Here is a 21,945-nt window from a genome sequence, read left to right as displayed (position 1 = left end):
CTCTCCCGCGGATCAACACGGGAGAGGAAACCGGATCTAGGTCAGGCAGGTCCGCGCGATCTCGGCGCGCAGTTCGGGCAGGCCGTAGCCCTTCTCCGACGAGGTCGCCAGGACCTTCGGGAAGGCCGCCGGGCGCTTGGCGATGGCCTTGAGGGTTTTTTCGACCGTGGCGTCGAGCTCGGCCTGCTTGATCTTGTCGGCCTTGGTCAGGACGATCTGGTAGGAGACCGCCGCGATGTCCAGGGCGTCCAGGGCCTCGGTGTCCACCGACTTCAGCCCGTGACGGGCGTCGATAAGCAGATAGACCCGCTTGAGGTTCACCCGGCCGCGCAGATAGGCGCGGCCCAGGTCCTGGAACTTGTCGGCCACGCTCTTGGACACCCGCGCGAAGCCGTAGCCGGGCAGGTCGACCAGGCGCAGCTTCTCGGCCAGCACGAAGAAGTTGACCTCCCGCGTGCGCCCCGGCGAGTTCGAGGCGCGGGCCAGGTGGTTCTGGCCGACCAGCCCGTTGATCAGGCTGGACTTGCCGACGTTCGAACGGCCGGCGAAGGCGACTTCGGGCAGGGACGGCGCGGGCATGCCGTCCATCTTGACCGCGCCCATCATGAAGGTCGCCGGTTGGGCGAACAGTACGCGGGCGGCCTCGATGTCCTCTTCGCTATAGGCCAGTTCGTCCATCAGGTGGCCTCGACGGTCTTGCCGCGCAGGCGGTTGATGATCTGGTCGATCGGGTTGTCGACCTTGTAGCGGTGCATGATGATGTACTGCTGGATGATCGTCAGCACGTTGCTCCAGCACCAGTAGATCACCAGGCCGACAGCGAAGCCCGACAGCGTGAAGGTGAAGATGATCGGGAAGAACTGGAAGATCTTCTGCTGGATCGGGTCGCCGGCCGGCGGGTTCATCGCCGTGGTCAGCCACATGGTGAAGCCGTACAGCAGCGGCCAGACGCCCAGGTGGGCGATCGAGGCGCCCAGCAGCGGCAGGGTGGCCGGATCCCAGTGGATCGCGCCGAACAGGTTGAACAGGGTGGTCGGTTCCGGGGCCGACAGGTCGGTGATCCAGCCGAAGAACGGCGCGTGCCGCATCTCGATGGTCACCGTCAGCACCTTGTACAGCGAGTAGAAGATCGGGATCTGGATCAGCATGGGGACGCACCCCATCATCGGATTGATCTTCTCCTTGGCGTACAGGCCCATCGTCTCCTGCTGCAGCTTGGCCGGATCGTCCTTGAACTTGGCCTTCAGCTTTTCGACGTCGGGGGCGATCTTCTTCATCTTCGCCATCGACTCGTAGCTCTTGTCGGCCAGCGGGAAGAGGATGAGCTTCAGGGCCACGGTCAGCAGCATGATGGCCACGCCGAAGTTGCCCACCAGCTTGTAGAAGATCTCCAGGATGTTGAAGATCGGGCGGGTGAAGAACCAGAACATGCCCCAGTCGACGGCCTTGTCGAAACTGGGCACCACCTCGGCGGGACGGTTCCAGAACTGCCACCAGACCACCGGCTTGCCGCCGTACTGATAGCGGGTCAGCAGCGGCACGGTCTTGGCGCCGGCGAACAGGCGGGTGGTGTTGGTCACCGTGGCGCCGGCCGCCAGCGACTGCGGCGTGCCGGTGAAGGCCGATTCGTAGACGTCGACGCCCTTGACCGGCTGGACCTGGAAGCGGCCCTTGATCAGCTCCGACTGCTCCGGGATCAGCGCCGCCAGCCAGTACTTGTCGGTCATGCCGATCCAGCCGCCCTTGGAGGCCAGGTCGTTCTGGAGCGGCTTGTCCTTTTTCCACTTGGGGTACTTGGCCTGGTCCTGCAGCAGGTACTTGCCGTCCTTGACCCCGTCGATGCCGCCCAGCACGCCGATGCCGCCTTCGTAGACGATCTGGGTCTTGCCCAGGCCGTGCGGGCCGTCGGTCGGGATGCCCTGGCGCTGGACCGAGGCGTAGGGGGCCAGGGCCACGGCCGCGCCGCTCTGGTTGCGGACGGTGTCGGCCACCGTGAACATGGCGTCGGCGTCGACCGAGATGGTGCGGGTGAACACCAGGCCCTGGCCGTTGTCATAGGTCAGCACGACCGGGGTGGTCGGGCGCAGCACCTGGCCGGGCGCGGCGGTCCACACGGTCTGGGGCGTGGGCAGGCCGGTCATGCCGGCGATCCCGGCCCAGCCGAAGTCGGCGAACCAGGCGTGCTCGGCGCCCTCGGGGCGGAACAGCTCGACCGGCGGCGAATTCTTGTCGGCCGTCTGGGTGAAGCGCTTGAGCCACAGGTCGTCGATCCGCGCGCCCTTCAGGGCGATCGAGCCCGACAGAGCCGGGGTGTCGACGGCGATGCGCGGGCTCTGAGCCTTGGCGGCGTCGCGCGACAGCTTCAGCGGCTGTGGCAGTCCGTCCGCGCCGATGGTCATGCCCGGCTGGGCGGCGATCTGCGCCTCGGCGATCTTCTTGGCGCGGATCTCGGCTTCCTGCCGCTTCTGCTGAGGGCCCATGACGAAGAACTGGTAGCCGATCAGGATCGCGAACGCGCAGACGAGGAACATCAGCGTGTTTTTGTTGGAGTCGTTCTGCATGGGTTGGACTTAACCAGAAACGGAGGAATCGGACGCGGCGGGGGCGTGCGGAGCGGGCGCTTGGCCCGGACCCGCGCGATCGAGGTCGGCGGCGAGGCTTATCAGCGCGGTTTTAACATCGTCAAGCAAACGCCCCCATGGCCGCTGGCCTGTTCCGCCGCGGGCGATGAACACATAGTCGCAAGAGGGGCGGCCATGAAGGGGGAGAAGCAGCCTTGCGGCCTCCCGCAGGCGTCTTTTGGCGCGATTTCGCTCGACCGAGCCGCCGATTTTCTTGGTGGCGGTGAATCCGACCCGGATCAGCGGGTCATCGTCGTGGCGGGGACGCATCTGCATGAACACCGCGCCGCGCGCCAGATTGGGCGCCTTGGCGGCCTTCAGGAAGTCCGGGCGCTTCTTGAGGCGTTCGATCTTCACGGGCTTGGAAGCGGTGACCTGGGCTTCGGTCATGAAAAAAGCCGCCCCTTCCGGCGCAGGCACGAAACCTGGTTCGAGGAGGGGGCGGCTTTCATCATGGTATAGTTCCCGCCGAGTTGGAGACGGGAGATAAGGCTGTTAGGCCGTCAGGCGCTTACGGCCCTTGGCGCGGCGACGCGCGACGATCTTTTGGCCGTTCTTGGTGGCCATACGCGCGCGGTAGCCGTGACGGCGGGCTCGCACGAGCTTCGACGGCTGGAATGTCCGCTTCACGAGGTGGCTCCGATAATAATGGGACGCGAAAGCCGGAGGGCCGCCGCGAGTGAGGGGCGGTGGATAAGGGAAGGGGCGGGCGCTGTCAACATGAGTCCGACACGAAGACGAGTCGGATCAGGGGCTTGGCGCGACAGGTTCCTGCGAGAGCTGTGCGCAACTGAAATCATCGACGATCGGCCAGTCTTTGGCCGTATCGAAGGCGGGGCCTGCCATCCCTCCCAGTTTACCCAAATGATAGCGCACCTCGCAACGCTGGCCGAGGCTCGGCAAGGGCTCTTCCGTGGACAGGCTGAGCGAGAATAGCGTCATCGTAGCGCCGGCCCGCGGCTCCACGGTCCAGCGATGCCAGAAGATGAATATCCCCGAGCCTACTCTGGAGCGCTCGATGGATTTGACCAGCACGCCTTTCAGGTACAGGGGCGGTTCATCGGCGTGCGCCATGCTCGCCGTCATCGCGAGAGCCGCCGCCAGCGTCACTTCGCGGATCATCGAAGGCTCCTTCAAGCTTCGTTCGGTTGGATCACCGCCTTGCCGACCACCTGCCTGTTGGCCAGCAAGTCGAAGGCCGCACGCCAATGGTCGAGCTTGAACGTGGCGTGCACGTGCGGCGAAATCACGCCCTCGTCCGCCATCCGCCACACCGCCTGCGCGTTCTCGCGGCCTTTCTCCGGAAACTGCCGGCCGTACTCGCCGGCCCGCACGCCCATCACCGAGAAGCCCTTGATCAGCGGCATGTTGACCGAGACGTTCGGGATGCGGCCGGAGGTGAAGCCGATCACCAGCAGCCGGCCGTCGAAGGCGATGCAGCGCACGCTCTCGTCGAACACGTCGCCGCCCACGGGGTCGTAGATCACGTCGGCGCCCCGCCCGCCGGTGATCGTCTTGACCTTGTCCTTGAAGCCGTCGGTTACGTTGACCACCGCGTCGGGCGCGTAGAGGCGCTGAATCTCGGCCAGCTTGGCGTCCGAGGCCGAGGCGGCGATCACCCGCGCCCCCAGGGCCTTGGCCAGGTCCACCGCCGCCAGCCCCACCCCGCCGGCCGCGCCGTGCACCAGCACCCACTCGCCGGACTCCAGCCGCGCCCGGCGCCCCAGGGCGACATAGGCCGTCAGATAGGCCGCGCCATAGGCCGCGCCTTCCGCGAACGACAGCCGCTCGGGCTTGGGCTTGAGCGCCTCGGCCGACAGCACCGCGTATTCCGCGAACCCGCCCAGCCGCGCCCCGCCGACCACGGCGTCGCCGAGGCTCCAGCCGGTCACGCCCTCGCCCAGCGCCGCGACCTCGCCGGCCAGGTCCAGGCCGGGGGTGAAGGGCAGGGGCGGCTTGAACTGGTATTCGCCCTTCGTCATCAGCAGGTCGGGGAAGTTGACGCTGGCGGCCCGCACGCGGACTAGCACCTCGCCCGGGCCGGGTGTCGGGGTCGGAACATCGCGGACCGCGCAGCCCGAAAAGTCTTCGCTCAGGGTCTCGACGACGAGGGCGCGCATGGTGTCGGTCATGAATCCCACCAAACTCCGCTCATCCCGGCGAAGGCCGGGACCCAGATCCCAAAACTGGGTGGCTGATTGGAGGAGCTCGGCGCTTTTGGCGTCAGCCTCAAAGCCATTCCATCTGGGTCCCGGCCTTCGCCGGGATGAGCGGATTTAAAAGTTAGGCCTTGTTCGCGTCGAACGCCGCCCGCACCAGTCGCGCGATCTCGCGGCACGCGGCGTCGGCCGCCGGCACCGCGCCGGTGAACGCCGTGAAGCCGTGGGCCAGGCTGTCGTAGCAGCGGTAGGTGGTCGGCACGCCCGCCGCGACCAGGCGCTTGGCGTAGGCCTCGCCCTGGTCGACCAGCGGGTCGAAGCCGGCGGTGATCACCACGGCGGGAGCCAGGCCCGACAGGTCCCTGGTCTTGTCCGGCGACAGGCGCGGATCGGCCGGGTCGGCGTCGGGGCCCATATAATGGCCCATGAACCAGTCCATGATCGGCCGGCTCAGCGGATAGGCGTCGCCGTAGGTGGTCATCGACGCCGTCTCGCTGGCCACGTCGACGGCGGGGTAGATGAGCAGCTGCAGGGCCGGCTGGGCCTCGCCCAGGCGTTTCATCTCCTGGGCGACGATGGCCGAGAAGTTGCCGCCCATCGAGTCGCCGCCGATCGCCGCCACGCCGGGCGCGGCCCCGAACCGGGCGGCGTTGTCGCGGGACCAGCGGAAGGCGGCCAGAACGTCGTCCAGCCCGGCCGGGAAGCGGTGGTCCGGCGCGAGGCGATAGTCGACCGAGATCACGGCCGTCCGGGCGATCCGGGCCAGGATCCCGCAGAAGGCGTGGCAGGTCTCGAGATCCCCGATCACCCCGCCGCCGAAGTGGGCGAAGACGATCAGAGGCGCGCTGCTGTCCTGGTCGGCCGGACGATAGGCGCGCGCCTTGATCGGACCACCTGGGCCGTCGATCGACAGGCTCTCGTTGCGCACGCCGGGCTCGGGCGGACCGCTCATCGCGGTCAGGCCCCGGGCGCTGGCGGCGCGGGCCTCGTCGGGCGCCAGGCTGGTCAGCGACGGCATCTTGGCGGCGGCCGCGGCCAGGAACTGGAAGCGCGGATCCAGGGTCCGCCCGCCGCGATAGACGCTCCCGCCGCCCGACATCGCCCGCAGCACCGGGCTGGGCAGCGACATCAGCACCTTGAGGATGAATTTCTGGACGGCGGGATCGGCCATTCGGGCTCTTTCTTGGAAGGGGCGCGGCTTTACGGGCGAGGCAGGGCGGGCAGGCCGCCCAGGATCATCCGGACGGCGAAGTCGGTGGCGCCCGTGACGTCCATCGGCCGGCGCTCCAGCATCTTGTCGCCGACCTCGCGGGCCACGGCGATGCAGGCGGCGGCGAAGTAGTCGAGATCGACGGCCGGGGCGTGGTCGTGCTCCAGCACCTTGGCGAAGGCCGCGTGGACCTCGTCGAACACCGCCTGGATCTCGGGCGTGGCGCGGGCGTGGGGAAACACCTCGCCGGCCGGCCGGTTGATCCGCCAGCTCTCGTGCTCGCCCTCGAGGAAGTCGAAATAGGCCCGGATGGCGCCGCGCAGGAAGCTTTCGAAGTCGGTCGCGCGCTCGGATTCGGCCCGCAGGATCGGCCGGAAGCGCCGCGCGCCGTCGTCGGCCAGGGCGTCGAACACCTCTTCCTTGGACTTGTAGTAGTTGTAGAAGGTGCCCGAGGCCAAACCCGTGCGGCGGATGATGTCGCGGACCGTGGCGGCCTCGTAGCCCAGCTCGCCGAACACAGCTCGCGCCGCGTCGAGGATCGACTGGCGGTTGGCGACCTTGGTGCGTTCGCGCTTGCCCGGCTTGTTGTCTTCCAGGACCGGGCGGGCGGGGAAATAGGCAATGTTCGACATCGGACGCGACTCGTGGCGAGGCCCAGATGACGCCCCGTCATGATTTCAGCCTCATTCCGCCGTGAGTGGCAAGGATCGCGACGCGCGCGCCGCCACCGGCWGGGCGCCGCGCGACCCCCGCGCCCGCTTCTCGCCGGCCGCGATCTCTTTCTTCAGATCGGCGCAATAGACCCCGAAATCGATCTGGATCGTGTGGCGGGCCGAGGCGTAATACTGGCCGGTGTGGCGCTCCTCGTCCTTGGCGGTGATCTTCTGCATCTCGGCGATCGACGGCGGGGCGTAGCGGCCGGTCAGGTAGGCGGCGACCAGCTTGGACTGCTGCTCGGCGAAATTGACCAGTGTCGGCAGGGCCTGGGCCAGGCCCATGTAGAAGAGGTCCGGCACGCCCGGCTTCATCATCCGCTTGAACAGCGGCAGCCGGTGGTTGGCGTCGGGGACCAGGGCCGGGTCGTCCAGGAACGGGAAGCTGATCTTGTAGCCGGTGGCGAAGACGATCACGTCCACGGGCTCGACGCTGTCGTCGGCGAAACGGACGTTCTTCCCCTCCAGCGCCTTGATCGCCGGCTTGAAGGTGATGTCGCCGCAGCCGGCCCTCGTCAGGAACTCGCCGCTGACCGAGGGGTGGGCCTCCAGCGGCTCGTGGTCGGGCTTGGGCAGGCCGTAGTCCTCCATCCGGCCCACATGCTTGCGGATCAGCGAGCGCACGATCTTCAGGCCTAGCCCGCGCGGCATCCACGGCGGCATGGCCGACTTGTCCGACGGCTTGCCGTTCAGATATTTCGGGAACACCCAGACCCCGCGCCGAGCCGAGACGATCAGCTTGCCGGCGATCGGGCGCTGGGCCAGCTCGCTGGCGATATCCATGGCCGAATTGCCCATGCCGACCACCACGACGGTCTTGCCGCGCATGTCGACCGGGTCGAACGGATCGCTATAGGCGTGGGCGTGGAAGGCGACGCCGTCGAAGGTCCCGGGATATTCCGGAACGCGCGGGTCCCAGTGGTGGCCGTTGGCGACGATCAGCGCGTCGTAGAGCCGGGTCTCGCCGGTCGACAGGGCCACCGACCACAGGCCCTCCTGGGTGCGTTCGGCGCGCAACACCTTGGTGTTGAAGGTGATGGTCTCGCGCAGCCCGAAATGGGCGACGTAGTCCTTGAAGTAGGCCAGGACCTGGCTGTGGTGCGGGAAGTCGGGCCAGTCGGGCGGAACCGGGAAGTCCTCGAAGGCCAGCCGCCACTTGGAGGTGTCGATGTGCAGGCTCTCGTAGCAGGCCGATAGGCCGTTGGGGTTGCGGTAGTACCAGTTGCCGCCAATGTCGTCGGAGGCCTCGAAGCAGTCATACGGGACGCCGGCGTCCTTCAGCCGCTTGGCGGTGGTGAAGCCGCTGCAGCCCGCGCCGATGATGCACGCCTTAGGCAATGCTGAGGTCATCGCCTGCTCCCTGACTTATCGTTGTTCAGGTGAGCGTATCAGCGTTATGCGAGCCGTCAAACTGCCGTTGGGTCAGCGCGGTCAGCCGCCGAGCGGGCGCGGCGAATAGGTGGCCGTGCAGCGTGTCTTGCACTGGGCCCACTGGGTCGGGCAGCCGTCGTCGTCGCCGTTGGCCCGGCAGAAGAAGTAGGTGCGGTTGCAGGACGACCGGCACTGGTCCGGATCGCGCCCCTGGGACGCGCCGGTCAGCGGGATCAGCGGCGGCGGCAGGGCGGGGCTGTCGCTCTGGATCGAGGCGCTGCTGGACCCGGACGACAGGCGCGCCGGCTTGGCCGTCTGGGCGACGGCCGAGCCGGTCAGGGCGGCGAGAATCAGCAGGCAGGCAAGAGCGCGGCGCATGGGCTTGGTCTAGCCGCTCGCCGTTGAGGTTTGGTTAACCACGTTTCCCGGCCGAGGGGCACGCCACGCGCGCCGTCTCGTAGTGGGCGAAGACCTGTTCCTTGTCGCCCTCGCGGGCTGTGATCCGCCAGTCCAGCCGGTCGCCCTTCAAGGTCCAGCGGTTCAGGAAGCTGGAGGGCGGATAGGGATAGGCGATCTCAAAGCCGTCCTCGCGGACCGCGCCCGCGCCGGTGGCCGTGTAGTCGCCGCCGAAGCTGTCGGCCCAGTAGCCCGTCAGCGTCGCCGGAAAGGCCCCCTTGGGCGCGCGGGCCCCGATCATCAGGTGGGCGGCGTAGCGGTCGGCGGGATCGGCCGTGGCATGGCTTTCCGCCTCGATCAGGAACATCGCGTCCAGGGCGATCGGCCTGGCCGTCAGGGTGATCGCCACCGGCTTGCCCATCACCTCGCCCGTCCCTTGCCAGCAGCCGGCGAGGGCCGTCACCTGGGCGGGGAGCTGGGGCGGCGGCGCGTCCTGGGCCGAGGCCGACCCGGCCGTCAGCAACAGCGCCAGTGCAATCGCGCTCGAAGCTTTCATCATCAGATTTCCCCCGGTTCCGGCGGGCTAAGCGCCCTGATTCTGCGATCGAATTCCAGACCCGTTGGCATGCGCCCGTCCCTAGTCACGGCTGCGACGTCGCCAGGAACGCCGCCAGACCCTCGGCCAGGTGGTCGAACATCGCGCGCATGCGCAGGGTGGCGCGCAGGTCCTCGTGCATGACCAGCCAGACGGGCAGGTCGAACCCGATCTGGCCGGGGCAGACGGGGATCAGGTCGGGATCGCGGCGGGCCACCCCGTGCTGGATGAAGCCGATCCCGAAGCCCGCCCGCACGGCGGCCAACTGGGCCAGGTCGCTGTCGGCCCGGAACGCGAAGCCCCCCGGCGGCAGCGGGACGCGCTGGACCAGGCCGCGCAGGAACGGGGTGCCCTTGTCGAAGCCGACCAGCGCGTGGTCGCTCAGCCTGTCCAGGGTGGCGGGCGCGCCTTCGGCTTCGACATAGCGGCGGTGGGCGTAGAGACCCAGGTGGGTGTCGGGCAGGCGGCGGGCGACCAGGGCGTCCTGGGTGGGGCGGACCATGCGCACGGCGATGTCGGCCGCGCCGCGCAGCAGGTCCTGCTGCTGGTTGTCCAGCGACAGCTCGACCGCCACGCCGGGGTGCTTGGGCCGGAAGTCGGCCAGGATCGCGGGCAGCACCTCGGCGCCGATGATCTCGCTGGCGGTCACGCGGACCACGCCGCGCGCGGTGTCGCCGGCCCCGGACGCCGCCCGGACCAGGGCGCTGGCGGCCCCGGCCATCGCTTGGGCGTGGGGCCGCAGGTCCAGCGCGGCGTCGGTGGGCTTCAGCCCCTGCGGTGAGCGGGTGAACAGGGCCACGCCCAGGGCGCGCTCCAGTTCGGCGACCTGACGGCCCAGGGTCGGCTGGGTCAGGCCCAGCGCCCGGGCGGCGGCCGATAGGCTGCCTTCCGTCATCACCGCCAGGAAGGCGCGGTACAAACTCCAGTCGGGGTCGATCATGCATTTATGTATGGTAGATCAAGAGAGTTCGTCAATTCTCGTTTGGCCTCACGCAAGCGATCTTCCCGTCATCAAGCCCGTCTTGGGCAATGACGGAGATCGACATGACCACGACTGAACAACGCATCGCCCTGGTGATCGGCGCGACCGGCGGCATCGGCGGCGAGGCCGCCTCGGCCCTGGTCCGCCACGGCTGGACCGTCCGGGCCCTGACCCGCCGCGCCCAGCCGGCCCGCGCGGGGATCGAGTGGATCGAAGGCGACGCCATGGTCGCGGCCGACGTGGCCCGCGCGGCCCGGGGCGTCCAGCTGATCGTCCACGCCGCCAATCCGCCCGGCTACCGGAACTGGGGCAAGCTGGTGCTGCCGATGATCGACAACACCATCGCGGCCGCCAAGGCGGAGGGCGCGCGAATCCTGCTGCCAGGCACGGTCTACAACTTCGGCCTGGAGGCCTTCCCGCTGATCGACGAGACCGCGCCCCAGGCCCCGACCACCCGCAAGGGCAAGATCCGGGTCGAGATGGAGCGGCGGCTGAAGGCGGCCTCGGCCCACGGCGCGTCGGTGCTGATCGTCCGGGCCGGCGACTTCTTCGGTCCGCACGCCGGCAACAACTGGTTCGGCCAGATGGTGATCAAGCCGGCCACGCCGGTGAAGTCGGTGACCGAACCCTCGGCCAAGGGCCTGGCCCATGCCTGGGCCTATCTGCCGGACCTGGCCGAGACCATGGCCCGGTTGCTGGACCGCGCCGATCGCCTGGCGGCCTTCGAGGTCTTCCATTTTGGCGGCCACCTGCTGGCCTGGGGCGAGATGGCGGCCTCGGTGCGGCGGGCGACCGGCCAGCCGAAGCTGCCGGTCATGGGCTTCCCGTGGTGGCTGGTCACGGCCCTGTCGCCGGTCGTGCCGCTGTTCGGCGAGATGGCCGAGATGCGCTACCTGTGGCGCGAGCCGCTGGCCCTGGACGACCGCAAGCTCCGGGCGTTCCTGGGGGATGTGCCGCATACGCCGCTGGACGCGGCGATCGCGTCGAGCCTGCGGGCGCTGGGGTGCCTTGATCACCCTCTCCCAGCGGGAGAGGGCGGGGCCCGCCGCGTAGCGGTGGGAGGGTGAGGGGTTACACCCTCACAAATTGTTCCCGAGCGCCCTGCCGGCACGCCGGCTGACGTTTTGCCCCCTCACCCTCCCATGCTGCGCATGGGCACCTCCCTCTCCCCATGGGAGAGGGTTTGGGTAGTCGGAGAGGCTACTTCTTGAGCTTCTCGATCAGCGCCATAGCCGCGGCCGGGTTCCGCACCTTCGCGCCGGCGATGAAGTAGGCGAAGACGTCGCCGCGCGTGGCCCAGGCCTGGGCCTGCTTGGCGATGCCGTCCAGTTCGTCCGAGCTCATGCCGGTCGGCTCGTCGGGCTTGCTCGACATCAGGCGGGCATAGGTGAAGTCGGCGGTCGGCGCGTCGATGCAGGGCCAGGTCGGCTCCTCGTCGTCGACGGCGTAGACGATGGCCGCGCCGTACTTGGCGGCCAGGTCGTAGAATTCCTGCGTCGCGAAGGTTGGGCTGCGGACCTCCAGGGCGTGGCGCGCCGGCCGGCCGCCGATCTCCTTGGGCAGCAGCTTCAGGAAGCCCTCGAAGTCGACCGGGTCGAACTTCTTGGTCGCCATGAACTGCCAGTTGATGGGACCCAGCTTAGGGCCGAGCTCCTCCAGCCCTTGGGTCAGGAATTTCTGCATGGAGTCATTGTTCTCGGAGAGCACCCGGCGGTTGGTGCAGAACCGGCTGGCCTTGACCGCGAACACGAAATCGTCGGGCGTCTCGTCACGCCACTTCTGCCAGCTATTGGGCTTGAAGGTGGAATAGTAGGTGCCGTTGATTTCGATGCTGGTCAGCTTGGACGAGGCGTATTTCAGTTCGTCCTTCTGCTTCAGGTCGTCGGGATAGAAAGGACCGCCCCGCCAGGGCTCGAAGGTCCAGCCGCCAATGCCGCAGCGAATTGTTCCGGTCATCGGGCGTTCCCTTCCTGTTCTCGCGGCGCACCCTAGCAGCGGCCGCGAAAACCGGAAGCGGAAAAAGCTAGCGGCGGACCTGCAGCTCCTGGACCTCGGCGCGGCCGTTGCGCTTGTCGAACACGCAGGTGGCCTTGCCGCGCGCGCCCTTCATGTGGCGCGGCTTGTAGACGCCTTCGAGGCTGGAGACGGTCACCGACTGGAAGGTGTCGCCATAGGCGGTGACGCGGACGTTGCGCAGCTCCTGGGCCGCGGCGATGCAGGCCTTGTCGGAGCGGACGCGCAGGTCGTTCCAGGATCCGGGCGTCGAGGCCTGGGCGGAGCCGGCGGCGAGGGTCAGCAGGGCGGCGGCGGTGAGGGCGATACGCATGGGGAACTCCGACGTGGGGAATGGTGAGGCTTAACGTGCAAGGGCGACAGCCGGTTCACAGTCCCTCCCCCTGTGGGGGAGGCGATCGCGGGGCGATCGGTGGGGGGAGTTCTAGGATTATCGATCTTGCCGGTGGTCGAGGGCGCAATATCCCCCCACCGGCCTTCGGCCGCCTCCCCCACAGGGGGAGGGACTGCGGCGGTCAGGCCCTCAGCACTCCACCCGATTGACCGAAAGCCCCACCGCCAGCCCCCCCAACGAGGTCTCCTTGTAGATCTCGTTCATGTCCTCGCCGGTGCGCTTCATCGTGGCGATCACCTTGTCGAGCGACACCGAGTGCTGCCCGTCCCCCAGCAGCGCCAGCCTCGCCGCGTCGATGGCCTTGATCGCGCCCATGGCGTTGCGCTCGATGCAGGGGATCTGGACCAAGCCGCCGATCGGGTCGCAGGTCAGGCCCAGATTGTGCTCCATGCCGATCTCGGCGGCGTTCTCGATCTGGTCGTTGGTCGCGCCGAGCGCCGCCGCCAGCCCCGCCGCCGCCATCGAGCACGCCACGCCGACCTCGCCCTGGCAGCCGACCTCGGCCCCGCTGATCGAGGCGTTGCGCTTGTAGAGCGCGCCGATCGCCGCCGCCGTCAGCAGGAACACCCGCACCCCCTGCGGCGTGCCGTTGTGGAAGCGGTGGTAGAAGCGCAGCACCGCCGGGATCAGGCCCGCCGCGCCGTTGGTCGGGGCGGTGACCACCCGGCCGCCGGCCGCGTTCTCCTCGTTGACCGCCATGGCCCACAGGTTGACGAAGTCCATGGCCGCCAGCGGGTCGCTGATCTGGCGCTCCATGCGGCCCTGGATGGTCTGGTGGATCTGCCGGGCCCGACGCTTGACCGCCAGGCCGCCCGGAAGGGTGCCGGTCTCGCGCATGCCGCGCTCGATGCAGGCCTCCATGGCGTCGAAGATCCGATCGAGGCCCGCGCTCAGGGCGTCTTCGTCCATTCGCACCAGCTCGTTGGCGCCCATCACGCCAGCGATGGTCAGGCCGGCGTCCGCGGCGCGCTGCAGCAGGTCGGCGCCCGACTCGAACGGGAAGGGCGGTTCCGGGCCTTCGTCGGGCGGGGTGTTGCGGCCCATCTCGCTCTCATCGCGCACGAAGCCGCCGCCGATCGAGAAATAGGTGCGCTCGGCCAGCACGACGCCGGCGGCGTCGAAGGCGGTGAAGATCAGGCCGTTGGGATGCTGGGGCAGGCGCTCGTGGCCGGCCCAGACGATGTCGCGCTCGGCGTCGAACTTGATCCCGACCTCGCCGCCCAGCTTGATCCACTGGCTGGCGGCGGCCTCGGCCAGGGCCGCCTCGCCGGCGTCGGGATCGAGGTGGGCGGGCACGAAGCCCATCAGGCCCAGGATCACGGCCCGGTCGGTGGCGTGGCCGCGGCCGGTCAGGGCCAGGGAGGCATAGAGCCGCGTCTCGACCCGGGCGACGGTCGCCAGCTTGCCGGCGTCGCGCAGCCGGCCGACGAACAGGCCGGCGGCCGTCATCGGCCCCATGGTGTGGCTGCTCGACGGGCCGACGCCCAACTTGAACAGATCGAAGACGGAGGCTGTCATTCTATGATTTCACAAACGYGTTTCGCGGCCCGTGAACGCGATTGGGGACACGCACATGTGCGTGTCCCCGTCTGCATCCCGAACGGCGGCAATTACTTCCGGTCGGCCCTAGTCGTGTCGCGCAGCGCCTTGAACTCAGACCCGGCCTGCCATTCCGGCCAGGTCTTCGAATTGGCGAGGTCGGCGCCGATCTCGTAGAACAGGCCGATGTCCTGGGCCTGGCCGCTCAGGTCCCAGTCGGCGCTCCATTCGTCGGCGGGCTGGTGGTAGCGGGTGGCGGTGTAGTCCTCTTCCGCCTTCTGGCCCGCTTCCTTGCCGCCCTTGACCAGGTCCTCGCCCGACCCGACCGAGATGGCCGGCACGCCGCGCTTGGCGAACGGGAAGTGGTCCGAGCGGTAGAAGTGGCCGGCCTGGGGCGAGGGGTCTGGCGTGAAATAGCGGCCGTGGGCCTTGGCCTTGGCGACCAGCAGGTCCTGCAGGTCGACCTTGCCGTCGCCGGAGGTGGTGACGTCCTTGGACGGGCCGGCCGCCGACAGGGCGTCGATGTTCAGGTCGCTCACGGTCTTGGACAGCGGGAACAGCGGGTTCGACGCGTAGTATTCCGAGCCCAGCAAGCCGCGCTCCTCGGCGGTGACGGCCAGGAACAGGATCGAGCGCTGCGGGGCCGGCTGGCTCTTGAAGGCGCGGGCCAGCTCCAGGATGGCGGCGATGCCGTCGGCGTTGTCGATCGCGCCGTTGTAGATCTTGTCGCCCTTGGCGTCCGGCTGGCCGACGCCCAGGTGGTCCCAGTGGGCGCTGTAGATCACGGTCTCGTCCGGACGGGCGGAGCCCTTGATGCGGCCGGCGATGTTCTTGGACACGATCACCGAATGGTCGACGGCGTAGCTGGCCGAGAAGGTCGCGCCCTTCAATTCCACCGGCTTGAAGCCGCGGCTCTGGGCCTGCTTCTTCAGGGCGTCGAAGTCGAGGCCCGCCGACTTGAACAGCTCGACCGCCACGTCGCGCTGAATCCAGGATTCCAGGGCCGGGTGGCTCTTGGCCGGCTCCTTGCGGACGATGTCGAACATCGTGTTGGTGTTGGAGTTCTTGACCGTGGCCCAGCCGTACGAGGCCGGCGCGGTCTCGTGGACGATCAGAACCCCCGCCGCGCCCTGGCGGGCGGCCTCCTCGAACTTGTAGGTCCAGCGGCCGTAATAGGTCATGGCCTTGCCGCCGAAGTCGCCCCCATCTTTCGTACTAGGCCCGGTTTCGAAGTCCGGATCGTTGATCAGCACGACCAGGACCTTGCCCTTCAGGTCCAGCCCCTTGAAGTCGTCCCAATTGCGCTCGGGGGCCTTCACGCCATAGCCGACGAACACGATCGGGGCGTCCGTGATGGCGACGCTGTCGACATTGGTCATGGCCGCGCGCACGGCGATCTGCTCGCCCTGGGCCAGGGGGACGGCCTTGCCGCCGATCGTGAACTGGGCCGCGACCGGGCCCTTGATGTCGAACTTGCCCAGCGGCACGTCCTGGGTCCAGGCGCGGGTTCCGTCCTTCTGGACATCGCCGGCGGGCTCGAGGCCGATCGCCTTCATCTGGCCGACGATGTAGTCGACCGACTTGGTCTCGCCGGCCGTGGCGGGGCCGCGGCCCTCGAAGTCGTCGGACGACAGCACCTTGATGTGGGCCGACAGCTTCGCGGGGTCGATCTTTGGCGTGTCGGCCGCGTGAGCCAGCATAGGAGCGGCGATCAGGGCGGTCGCGAGCAGCAGGCGTTTCATCGGGCCTCTCTTTTGGAGCAGATCTTGGTCGTTGGCGCGGACCCTAGCCGTAGGCGCCGCGCGCGTCATCCTCCGACTTCGCCTGAAAACGTCGCCTGGGACCGTCCCGCGCCGTGCCGCGTTTGGACCCCGTGAAGATCGCCACCTTCAACATCAACAATGTCGTCAAGCGGCTCGACAACCTGATCGCCTGGCTGGCCGAGGCCGAGCCCGATGTGGTGTGTCTGCAGGAGCTGAAGGCCGAACAGGGCTGGTTTCCCGCCGAGCCGCTGGCCCAGATGGGCTACCACGCGGTCTGGAAGGGCCAGCGCAGCTGGAACGGCGTGGCGATCCTGGCGCGCGGCGTGGAGCCGGTCGTCACCCGCACGACCTTGCCGGGCGACCGCGAGGACGGTCAGGCCCGGTACATCGAGGCGGCGGTCAACGGGGTGCTGGTGGCCTCGCTCTACCTGCCCAACGGCAATCCTCGGCCCGGTCCGAAGTTCGACTACAAGCTGGCCTGGTTCGCGCGGCTGGTCGCCCACGCCGCCGACCTGCGCGCGTCGGGCGCGCCGGTGGTGCTGGCCGGCGACTACAACGTCGTGCCGACCGAGGCCGACATCTACCAGCCGCACAGCTGGAAGGGCGACGCCCTGTTGCAACCGGAGGTCCGCGCCGCCTATCGCGCCCTGCTCGACCAGGGCTGGACCGACGCCTTGCGGGCCATCCACCCGGACGGGGCCCTGTGGACGTTCTGGGCCTATCTGCGAAACCGCTGGCCGGCCGACAAGGGCCTGCGCCTGGACCATCTGCTGCTGACGCCGGACCTGGCGGAACGGCTGGTCGACGCCGGCGTCGACCGCTGGCCGCGTGGGGAGGAGGGCGCGAGCGACCACGCGCCGGTGTGGATAGAGCTGCAGGACTGACGGGGCCGCCGATGGGGACACGCGACGAGCGCATGTCCCTGGCCATCAAATCTCGCCGTTCAGAATCCGCGCATAGAGCGCCGGGTCGACGTTGCCGCCCGAACAGACGATCGCCGCCGTCTGGCCCTTCAGGTCGATCTTGCCGGTCAGGGCCGCCGTCAGGGCGACGCAACCGCCGGGTTCGACGACCAGCTTCAGCACCGAGAAGGCGTAGCGCATGGCCTCGGCGACCTCGGCGTCTGTGACCGCCACGATGCCGCTGAGGGTCTTGCTGTTGATCGCCCAGGTCAGCTCGCCGGGGATCGGGGTCAGCAGGGCGTCGCAGAACGAGCGGGCGTCCGGGTCGATAGTCTCGCGTTGTCCGGACTCCAGCGAGCGCCGGGTCTCGTCGAAGCCGGCCGGCTCGGCGCCCCAGACCTCGGTCGAGGGCGACAGCGCCTTGACCGCCGTCGAGACGCCGGCGATCAGCCCGCCGCCGCCGACCGGGCTGAGCACCTTGTCCAGCTGCACGCCCAGCGCCCGGGCCTGCTCGACGATCTCCAGTCCGGCCGTGCCCTGGCCGGCGATGATGTGCGGATCGTCGTAGGAGGGCACCACCACGCAGCCGCGCTGGTCGGCGATCTCCTTGGCGATGGCGACGCGGTCCTCGGTGAATCGGTCGTAGAACCGGATCTCGGCCCCGAAGCCGCGCGTGCCCGCGACCTTCACCGCCGGGGAGTCGGACGGCATGACGATCAGGGCCGGACAGCCCAGAAGTTGGGCCGCCAGGGCGACGCCCTGGGCGTGGTTGCCCGACGAGAAGGCCACGACCCCGCGCTTGCGCTCGTCGTCGGTCAATTGGGACAGGCGGTTATAGGCGCCGCGGAACTTGAAGGCCCCGGCCCGCTGCAGGGTCTCGGGCTTGATCAGCACCCGGCCGTCCAGACGCTCGTTGAGCGCCGGGCTCTCGATCAGCGGGGTGCGGACGGCCTGACCTTCGAGGCGGGCGGCGGCGGCTTGGATGTCGGATAGGGCGATGCTCATGCAGGAACATCTAGTGTCCTCCAAGCGTCGCCGAAACCCTTTGCGAGCTGCGCCGTTCAGGGGATAAGAGGACACACGATTTCGCTGGGGAGCCTTCCGTGAAGAAAGCCTTGTTCGCCGCCGCGGCCTGCGCCGCCGTGGCCGTCGCCGCGCCCGCTTTCGCCGGCGAAGCCTTCGTCGGCGTCTACAAGCACGACGTGACCTTCCTGGGCGAGGCTGTCGGCCTGGGCGCCGCGGGCCGTGAGGACGGCGTGGACGTCCATCTGGGCTACCGCACCAACAGGATCGAAAGCCTGCGCTGGCTGGGCAAGCCCCAGGTCCACGCCATGGTCTCGATCAACAGCGAGAACACCTCCAACTTCGTGGCCGCCGGCTTCGACTGGCGGATCGAGCTGGGCAAGCCGGGCGGCTTCTATCTGCGCCCGGGCATGGGCCTGGCCTATACGGACGGCGAGGCCGGCCTGCCGCCCGTCAACGCCCCGGGCCTGACCCCCGACGAGATCCAGCGGCGGCTGGTGCTCTACAACACTCGCATCGACTTCGGTTCGCAGGTGCTGTTCGAGCCGGAGCTGGCCCTGGGCTACGACATCAACGACAGCTGGTCGACCGAGCTCAGCTACACCCACCTGTCGAACGGCCAGATCTTCCACCAAGGCAAGAACCAGGGGCTTGACGACGTCGGGGTCCGGCTGGTCTACAAGTTCTGAACCGGGCGGCCCCCTTTCGAAGGCGGGGCCGTCACGCCGATCACAAGAGATGAAACGTCCGCCGCCGAGTCCTGTCGAAGGGCCGCGGGCGCCTTTCGGCAGGTGATAAGGCATATCTGAACATGGCCAATGTGACCGTTGTCGGCGCCCAATGGGGCGACGAGGGCAAGGGCAAGATCGTCGACTGGCTGTCCAACCGGGCCGATGTCGTCGTTCGTTTCCAGGGCGGCCACAACGCCGGCCACACCCTGGTGGTCGAGGGCAAGGTCTATAAGTTGGCTCTGCTGCCGTCGGGCGTGGTGCAGGGCAAGCTCTCGGTCATCGGCAACGGCGTGGTGGTCGATCCCTGGCACCTGCTGGGCGAGATCGCCAAGATCGCCGAGCAGGGCGTGGTCATCGGCCCCGACCTGCTGGTGCTGGCCGACAACGCCACCCTGATCCTGCCGCTGCACAAGGACCTGGACCAGGGCCGCGAGGCCGCTTCCAGCCAGAAGATCGGCACCACCGGCCGCGGCATCGGCCCGGCCTATGAGGACAAGGTCGGCCGCCGCGCCATCCGTGTCGCCGACCTGGCCGATCCCGAAGCCCTGAAGCCCAAGATCGAGCGCCTGCTCAGCCACCACGGCGCCCTGCGTCGCGGCCTGGGCCTGCCCGAGGCCGACGGCGAGGCGCTGTTCGACCAGCTGATGGAGATCGCGCCGAAGATCCTGGCCTACGCCCAGCCGGCCTGGCGCCTGCTGGACCAGGCCCACAAGGCCGGCAAGCGCATCCTGTTCGAGGGGGCGCAAGGCGCGCTCCTCGACGTCGACCACGGCACCTATCCGTTCGTCACCTCGTCCAACACCGTCGCCGGCCAGGCCGCCGCCGGCTCGGGCATGGGTCCCAAGGGGCCGGGCTACGTGCTGGGCATCGTCAAGGCCTACACCACCCGGGTCGGCGAGGGTCCGTTCGCCTGCGAACTGGACGACGAGGTCGGCAAGCACCTGTCGACCGTCGGCCGCGAAGTCGGCGTCAACACCGGCCGGGCCCGTCGCTGCGGCTGGTTCGACGCGGTGCTGGTGCGCCAGTCGGTGGCCATCAACGGCATCGACGGCATCGCCCTGACCAAGCTGGACGTGCTGGACGGCCTGAAGACCCTGAAGATCTGCGTCGGCTACAAGATCGGCGACCGCGAGGTCGACTATCTGCCGGCCGGCATGCGCGATCAGGCCGCGGCCGTGCCGATCTACGAGGAAATGGAAGGCTGGAGCGAAAGCACCGCCGGCGCCCGCTCGTTCAAGGACCTCAACGCCAACGCCATCAAGTATGTGCGCCGGGTCGAGGAACTGATCGGCGCCCCGGTGGCCCTGCTGTCGACCAGTCCTGAGCGCGACGACACCATCCTGATGCGCGATCCGTTCCAGGGCTGATCGGTCGGGTTTCGACGGCCCGATTAGCGATTGCTTAGCAGGCCAGGGCCTATGACGGCGGCTTCTCCAGGGAGGTTCGCCGTCGTTGGCCGCTGCGCGTCGTTTAATGAAGTCCGCGAACAAGGCGGATCGGCTGACGCGCAGCCTGCGGGCGCTTGACCGCGAGGCTTCGACCAGCCGCGTGCTCAACCTGCTGGCCATCGAAACCCGCAGCGGCCACCGGCCTGAACACGCCGAAGCGCCGCTGTTCCGCAACCGCATCCTCAACTCGGCCTTGCTGGTGAAACACCGCCTGCGGGCCGACGACATCTTCCTGTTCGACGAGGTGCGCCCGAGCGCCACCAAGGTCATCATCCCGTTCGAGCGCAGCGATCTTGGCCTTGGCGGCCAGTCGTTCTTCGTGGGACAGCGCGGCTGGGTCGACCTGCTGCGCGAGGCTTGCAACGAACACACCGACATGGCGCGCGACATCGCGACGCTGAAGCTCATCGACCAGCTTCCGTCCCTGGACCCCTTCCTGCTGCGCGAGCATCTGCGCCGCCACGGCATGTCGGTGGCGCCCAGCTACTTTTCGCTGTCGGGCGCGGACATGGAGCAGATGCAAAGCTTCGTGTCGGTCCAGATCTCGCACCTGATCGACCTGGCCTATCGCGACGCCAACCGGACCGCGCCGGGCGCCCACGCCGCCCGCCTGGTCGAGGCCCTGCTGTCGACCGACGTCGACGAGCGGCTGGAGCCGCTGCGCAAGACGCTGATCATGGACGGCGAGAGCTTCAAGGAAGGCGTCTTCAGCTGGAAGGGCTTCCTCTACTACAAATGGACGCTGACCCGGCTGTGGTCGGAGCTGGAGACCGTGGGCGACGAGATCGCCAGGCTGACGGTCACCGGCGGCAATCGCGATGCCGACACCCAGCGCTATCTCGACGAAACCCGTAAACGCGTGCGCCAGGGTCTCCTCGTCGAGCGCAAGGCGATCATGCGGTCGCTGGACGTCTATGACCGCGCCTTCGACGGTCTGATCGACCACGGCAGGCCCCAGGGATTCCGCGAATTCCTGCTGCGCGCGCCCGAGATGTTCCTGTCGCTGGGCGAGAGGGTCGGGGTGCTGGCCCACATCGCGACCTTCTGGCGCTATCGGTTCCCGCTGGGCACGCCGCTGATGGCCGATCTGGACGACGCGGTCGACATCCTGGCGGATTTCGACTCCGGCCTGAGCAGCAGCTTGGCCATCTGACGGACGTTCCGTCGCGATCCGTCGCCATCAAGTGGATTTTTACCATCGCCCGCCTATTGTGCGGGCGAAAGACTTTTGGAGCTTCCGAGGCCCGTGTTCGACGGCAACATCCGCACCTTGCAGCGTATCGCGGCGAAGATGCAGCGCGTGCTGATCGTCGACCCGAACACGGCCGCCGTGCGCCTGCTGGCCGACCAACTGCGTCACGTGGGCCACATCCAGATTTTCAACGCCGCGAGCATCGAGGCCGGCTGGGGCATGGCCCGCACGGTCGACCCGATGCTGGTCTTCGTCGAGCACGCCTCCAGCGGCTGCGACGGTCTGGCCCTGGCCAAGAAGATTCGCCGCAGCGACCTGGCCTGCCGCGAGAACCCGATCATCATGTGCACCGCCGAGGCGACGGCCGAGGCGATCTTCGGCGCGCGCGACGCGGGCATCCACGAGTTCATGCGCAAGCCGTTCACGATCAAGGATCTTGAGCGCCGGCTCGAGGCGGTGACGCTGAAGCCCCGCGACTGGGTCGAGGCCGTGCAATATGTCGGGCCCGACCGCCGCCGCTTCAATTCGGCCGAGTATACGGGACCGCGCAAGCGCAAGGCCGACGCCAGCGGCACGCCGGCGGCGCGCCTGTCCCAGGCCCTGCGCATCGTCAAATCGGCCGCCCAGGCGCTGGACAGCGATCCGGCCCAGGCCCGGCGCGCCCTGGCCGCCCAGGCCGTCGAACTCAAGAAGGTCGGCGAAGCGGTCAAGGACACCCGCCTGATCGAGGCCGCCGTCGCCCTGGAGGCCTGCACGGCCGGCGGCATGGCGCGCACCGAACTGGTCAAGCGCATGGACGCCCTGCTGGGCTTCATGGTCGAGGGTGACAACGGCGGCCGCGGCGCGGCCTAGATCGTTTCGTCTGGCGAAACGGCGACGGCGAAACTTACGAA

General features: G+C 68.5%; 23 protein-coding genes. 6 read left to right on the top strand and 17 right to left on the bottom strand.

The window, feature by feature from the left end; genetic code table 11:
* Window positions 1-36 precede the first annotated feature (36 nt).
* The 12 genes from yihA to AC1DYP_RS16625 form a co-directional block, all read right to left on the bottom strand.
* Window positions 37-678, bottom strand: a complete 642-nt coding sequence (yihA, locus tag AC1DYP_RS16680) for a ribosome biogenesis GTP-binding protein YihA/YsxC (RefSeq protein ID WP_477035166.1) — start codon at window positions 676-678, stop codon at window positions 37-39.
* Window positions 678-2,561: a membrane protein insertase YidC gene (gene yidC / locus AC1DYP_RS16675; protein ID WP_477047273.1), complete on the bottom strand. Its 1,884-nt coding sequence runs from the start codon at window positions 2,559-2,561 to the stop codon at window positions 678-680. The genes yihA and yidC overlap by 1 nt, the downstream gene beginning before the upstream one ends.
* Before the next feature lie 9 nt (window positions 2,562-2,570).
* The gene (rnpA, locus tag AC1DYP_RS16670) at window positions 2,571-3,011 is read right to left on the bottom strand and encodes a ribonuclease P protein component (RefSeq protein WP_477035168.1); all 441 of its coding nucleotides are present in this window, start codon (window positions 3,009-3,011) and stop codon (window positions 2,571-2,573) included.
* 105 nt (window positions 3,012-3,116) lie between these two features.
* Entirely contained in the window at window positions 3,117-3,251 is a 135-nt protein-coding gene (gene rpmH, locus AC1DYP_RS16665) for a 50S ribosomal protein L34 (RefSeq protein ID WP_012284717.1), read from the bottom strand.
* Window positions 3,252-3,368: 117 nt separating this feature from the next.
* The gene (locus AC1DYP_RS16660; protein WP_477047272.1) at window positions 3,369-3,743 is read right to left on the bottom strand and encodes a hypothetical protein; all 375 of its coding nucleotides are present in this window, start codon (window positions 3,741-3,743) and stop codon (window positions 3,369-3,371) included.
* Between the two features lie 11 nt (window positions 3,744-3,754).
* The gene (locus AC1DYP_RS16655) at window positions 3,755-4,753 is read right to left on the bottom strand and encodes an NADPH:quinone oxidoreductase family protein (protein WP_477047271.1); all 999 of its coding nucleotides are present in this window, start codon (window positions 4,751-4,753) and stop codon (window positions 3,755-3,757) included.
* Window positions 4,754-4,904: 151 nt separating this feature from the next.
* Window positions 4,905-5,951, bottom strand: a complete 1,047-nt coding sequence (locus AC1DYP_RS16650; protein WP_477047270.1) for an alpha/beta hydrolase — start codon at window positions 5,949-5,951, stop codon at window positions 4,905-4,907.
* Window positions 5,952-5,980: 29 nt separating this feature from the next.
* Window positions 5,981-6,622: a TetR/AcrR family transcriptional regulator gene (locus AC1DYP_RS16645; RefSeq protein WP_477047269.1), complete on the bottom strand. Its 642-nt coding sequence runs from the start codon at window positions 6,620-6,622 to the stop codon at window positions 5,981-5,983.
* A gap of 51 nt (window positions 6,623-6,673) precedes the next feature.
* Window positions 6,674-8,053, bottom strand: coding sequence for a flavin-containing monooxygenase (locus AC1DYP_RS16640; protein WP_477047268.1), 1,380 nt, complete (start codon window positions 8,051-8,053; stop codon window positions 6,674-6,676).
* A gap of 81 nt (window positions 8,054-8,134) precedes the next feature.
* Complete coding sequence (locus AC1DYP_RS16635) at window positions 8,135-8,452, bottom strand: hypothetical protein (RefSeq protein WP_477035173.1); 318 nt, start codon at window positions 8,450-8,452, stop codon at window positions 8,135-8,137.
* Between the two features lie 34 nt (window positions 8,453-8,486).
* Window positions 8,487-9,026, bottom strand: coding sequence for a hypothetical protein (locus AC1DYP_RS16630; protein WP_477047267.1), 540 nt, complete (start codon window positions 9,024-9,026; stop codon window positions 8,487-8,489).
* Between the two features lie 85 nt (window positions 9,027-9,111).
* Window positions 9,112-10,005 (bottom strand): LysR family transcriptional regulator, encoded by an 894-nt coding sequence (locus AC1DYP_RS16625; RefSeq protein WP_477047266.1) that lies wholly within the window; start codon window positions 10,003-10,005, stop codon window positions 9,112-9,114.
* 104 nt (window positions 10,006-10,109) lie between these two features.
* Between AC1DYP_RS16625 and AC1DYP_RS16620 the strand changes: the two genes are divergently transcribed.
* Entirely contained in the window at window positions 10,110-11,114 is a 1,005-nt protein-coding gene (locus AC1DYP_RS16620; protein WP_477047265.1) for an NAD-dependent epimerase/dehydratase family protein, read from the top strand.
* Between the two features lie 133 nt (window positions 11,115-11,247).
* Here the strand turns inward: AC1DYP_RS16620 and AC1DYP_RS16615 are convergent, their stop codons facing one another.
* From AC1DYP_RS16615 to AC1DYP_RS16600, 4 genes are all read right to left on the bottom strand, one after another.
* Complete coding sequence (locus AC1DYP_RS16615) at window positions 11,248-12,003, bottom strand: DUF72 domain-containing protein (RefSeq protein ID WP_477047264.1); 756 nt, start codon at window positions 12,001-12,003, stop codon at window positions 11,248-11,250.
* A 67-nt stretch (window positions 12,004-12,070) separates the two neighbouring features.
* Window positions 12,071-12,373: a hypothetical protein gene (locus AC1DYP_RS16610; RefSeq protein WP_477047263.1), complete on the bottom strand. Its 303-nt coding sequence runs from the start codon at window positions 12,371-12,373 to the stop codon at window positions 12,071-12,073.
* Window positions 12,374-12,583: 210 nt separating this feature from the next.
* Complete coding sequence (locus AC1DYP_RS16605) at window positions 12,584-13,972, bottom strand: L-serine ammonia-lyase (RefSeq protein ID WP_477047262.1); 1,389 nt, start codon at window positions 13,970-13,972, stop codon at window positions 12,584-12,586.
* A gap of 92 nt (window positions 13,973-14,064) precedes the next feature.
* Window positions 14,065-15,735 (bottom strand): M28 family metallopeptidase, encoded by a 1,671-nt coding sequence (locus tag AC1DYP_RS16600; RefSeq protein WP_477047261.1) that lies wholly within the window; start codon window positions 15,733-15,735, stop codon window positions 14,065-14,067.
* A 131-nt stretch (window positions 15,736-15,866) separates the two neighbouring features.
* Between AC1DYP_RS16600 and AC1DYP_RS16595 the strand changes: the two genes are divergently transcribed.
* Window positions 15,867-16,640 (top strand): exodeoxyribonuclease III, encoded by a 774-nt coding sequence (locus AC1DYP_RS16595; protein ID WP_477047260.1) that lies wholly within the window; start codon window positions 15,867-15,869, stop codon window positions 16,638-16,640.
* Between the two features lie 45 nt (window positions 16,641-16,685).
* On the opposite strand, the gene AC1DYP_RS16590 is transcribed toward AC1DYP_RS16595, so the two are convergent.
* The gene (locus AC1DYP_RS16590; protein WP_477047259.1) at window positions 16,686-17,663 is read right to left on the bottom strand and encodes a threonine ammonia-lyase; all 978 of its coding nucleotides are present in this window, start codon (window positions 17,661-17,663) and stop codon (window positions 16,686-16,688) included.
* Between the two features lie 98 nt (window positions 17,664-17,761).
* On the opposite strand from AC1DYP_RS16590, the gene AC1DYP_RS16585 reads away from it, so the two are divergent.
* The 4 genes from AC1DYP_RS16585 (at window position 17,762) to AC1DYP_RS16570 (ending at window position 21,904) form a co-directional block, all read left to right on the top strand.
* Window positions 17,762-18,370, top strand: coding sequence for an acyloxyacyl hydrolase (locus AC1DYP_RS16585; protein WP_477047258.1), 609 nt, complete (start codon window positions 17,762-17,764; stop codon window positions 18,368-18,370).
* A 122-nt stretch (window positions 18,371-18,492) separates the two neighbouring features.
* Window positions 18,493-19,779, top strand: a complete 1,287-nt coding sequence (locus AC1DYP_RS16580; RefSeq protein ID WP_477047257.1) for an adenylosuccinate synthase — start codon at window positions 18,493-18,495, stop codon at window positions 19,777-19,779.
* Window positions 19,780-19,885: 106 nt separating this feature from the next.
* The gene (locus AC1DYP_RS16575) at window positions 19,886-21,013 is read left to right on the top strand and encodes a hypothetical protein (RefSeq protein ID WP_477035185.1); all 1,128 of its coding nucleotides are present in this window, start codon (window positions 19,886-19,888) and stop codon (window positions 21,011-21,013) included.
* A 93-nt stretch (window positions 21,014-21,106) separates the two neighbouring features.
* On the top strand, window positions 21,107-21,904 hold the full coding sequence (locus tag AC1DYP_RS16570; protein ID WP_477047256.1) for a response regulator transcription factor: 798 nt from the start codon (window positions 21,107-21,109) through the stop codon (window positions 21,902-21,904).
* Window positions 21,905-21,945 lie beyond the last annotated feature (41 nt).

This window comes from Caulobacter sp. P1_D6 (assembly GCF_056406095.1).
Note: the sequence above shows the minus strand (reverse complement) of the source record. Positions and strands in the feature narration are given on the sequence as shown.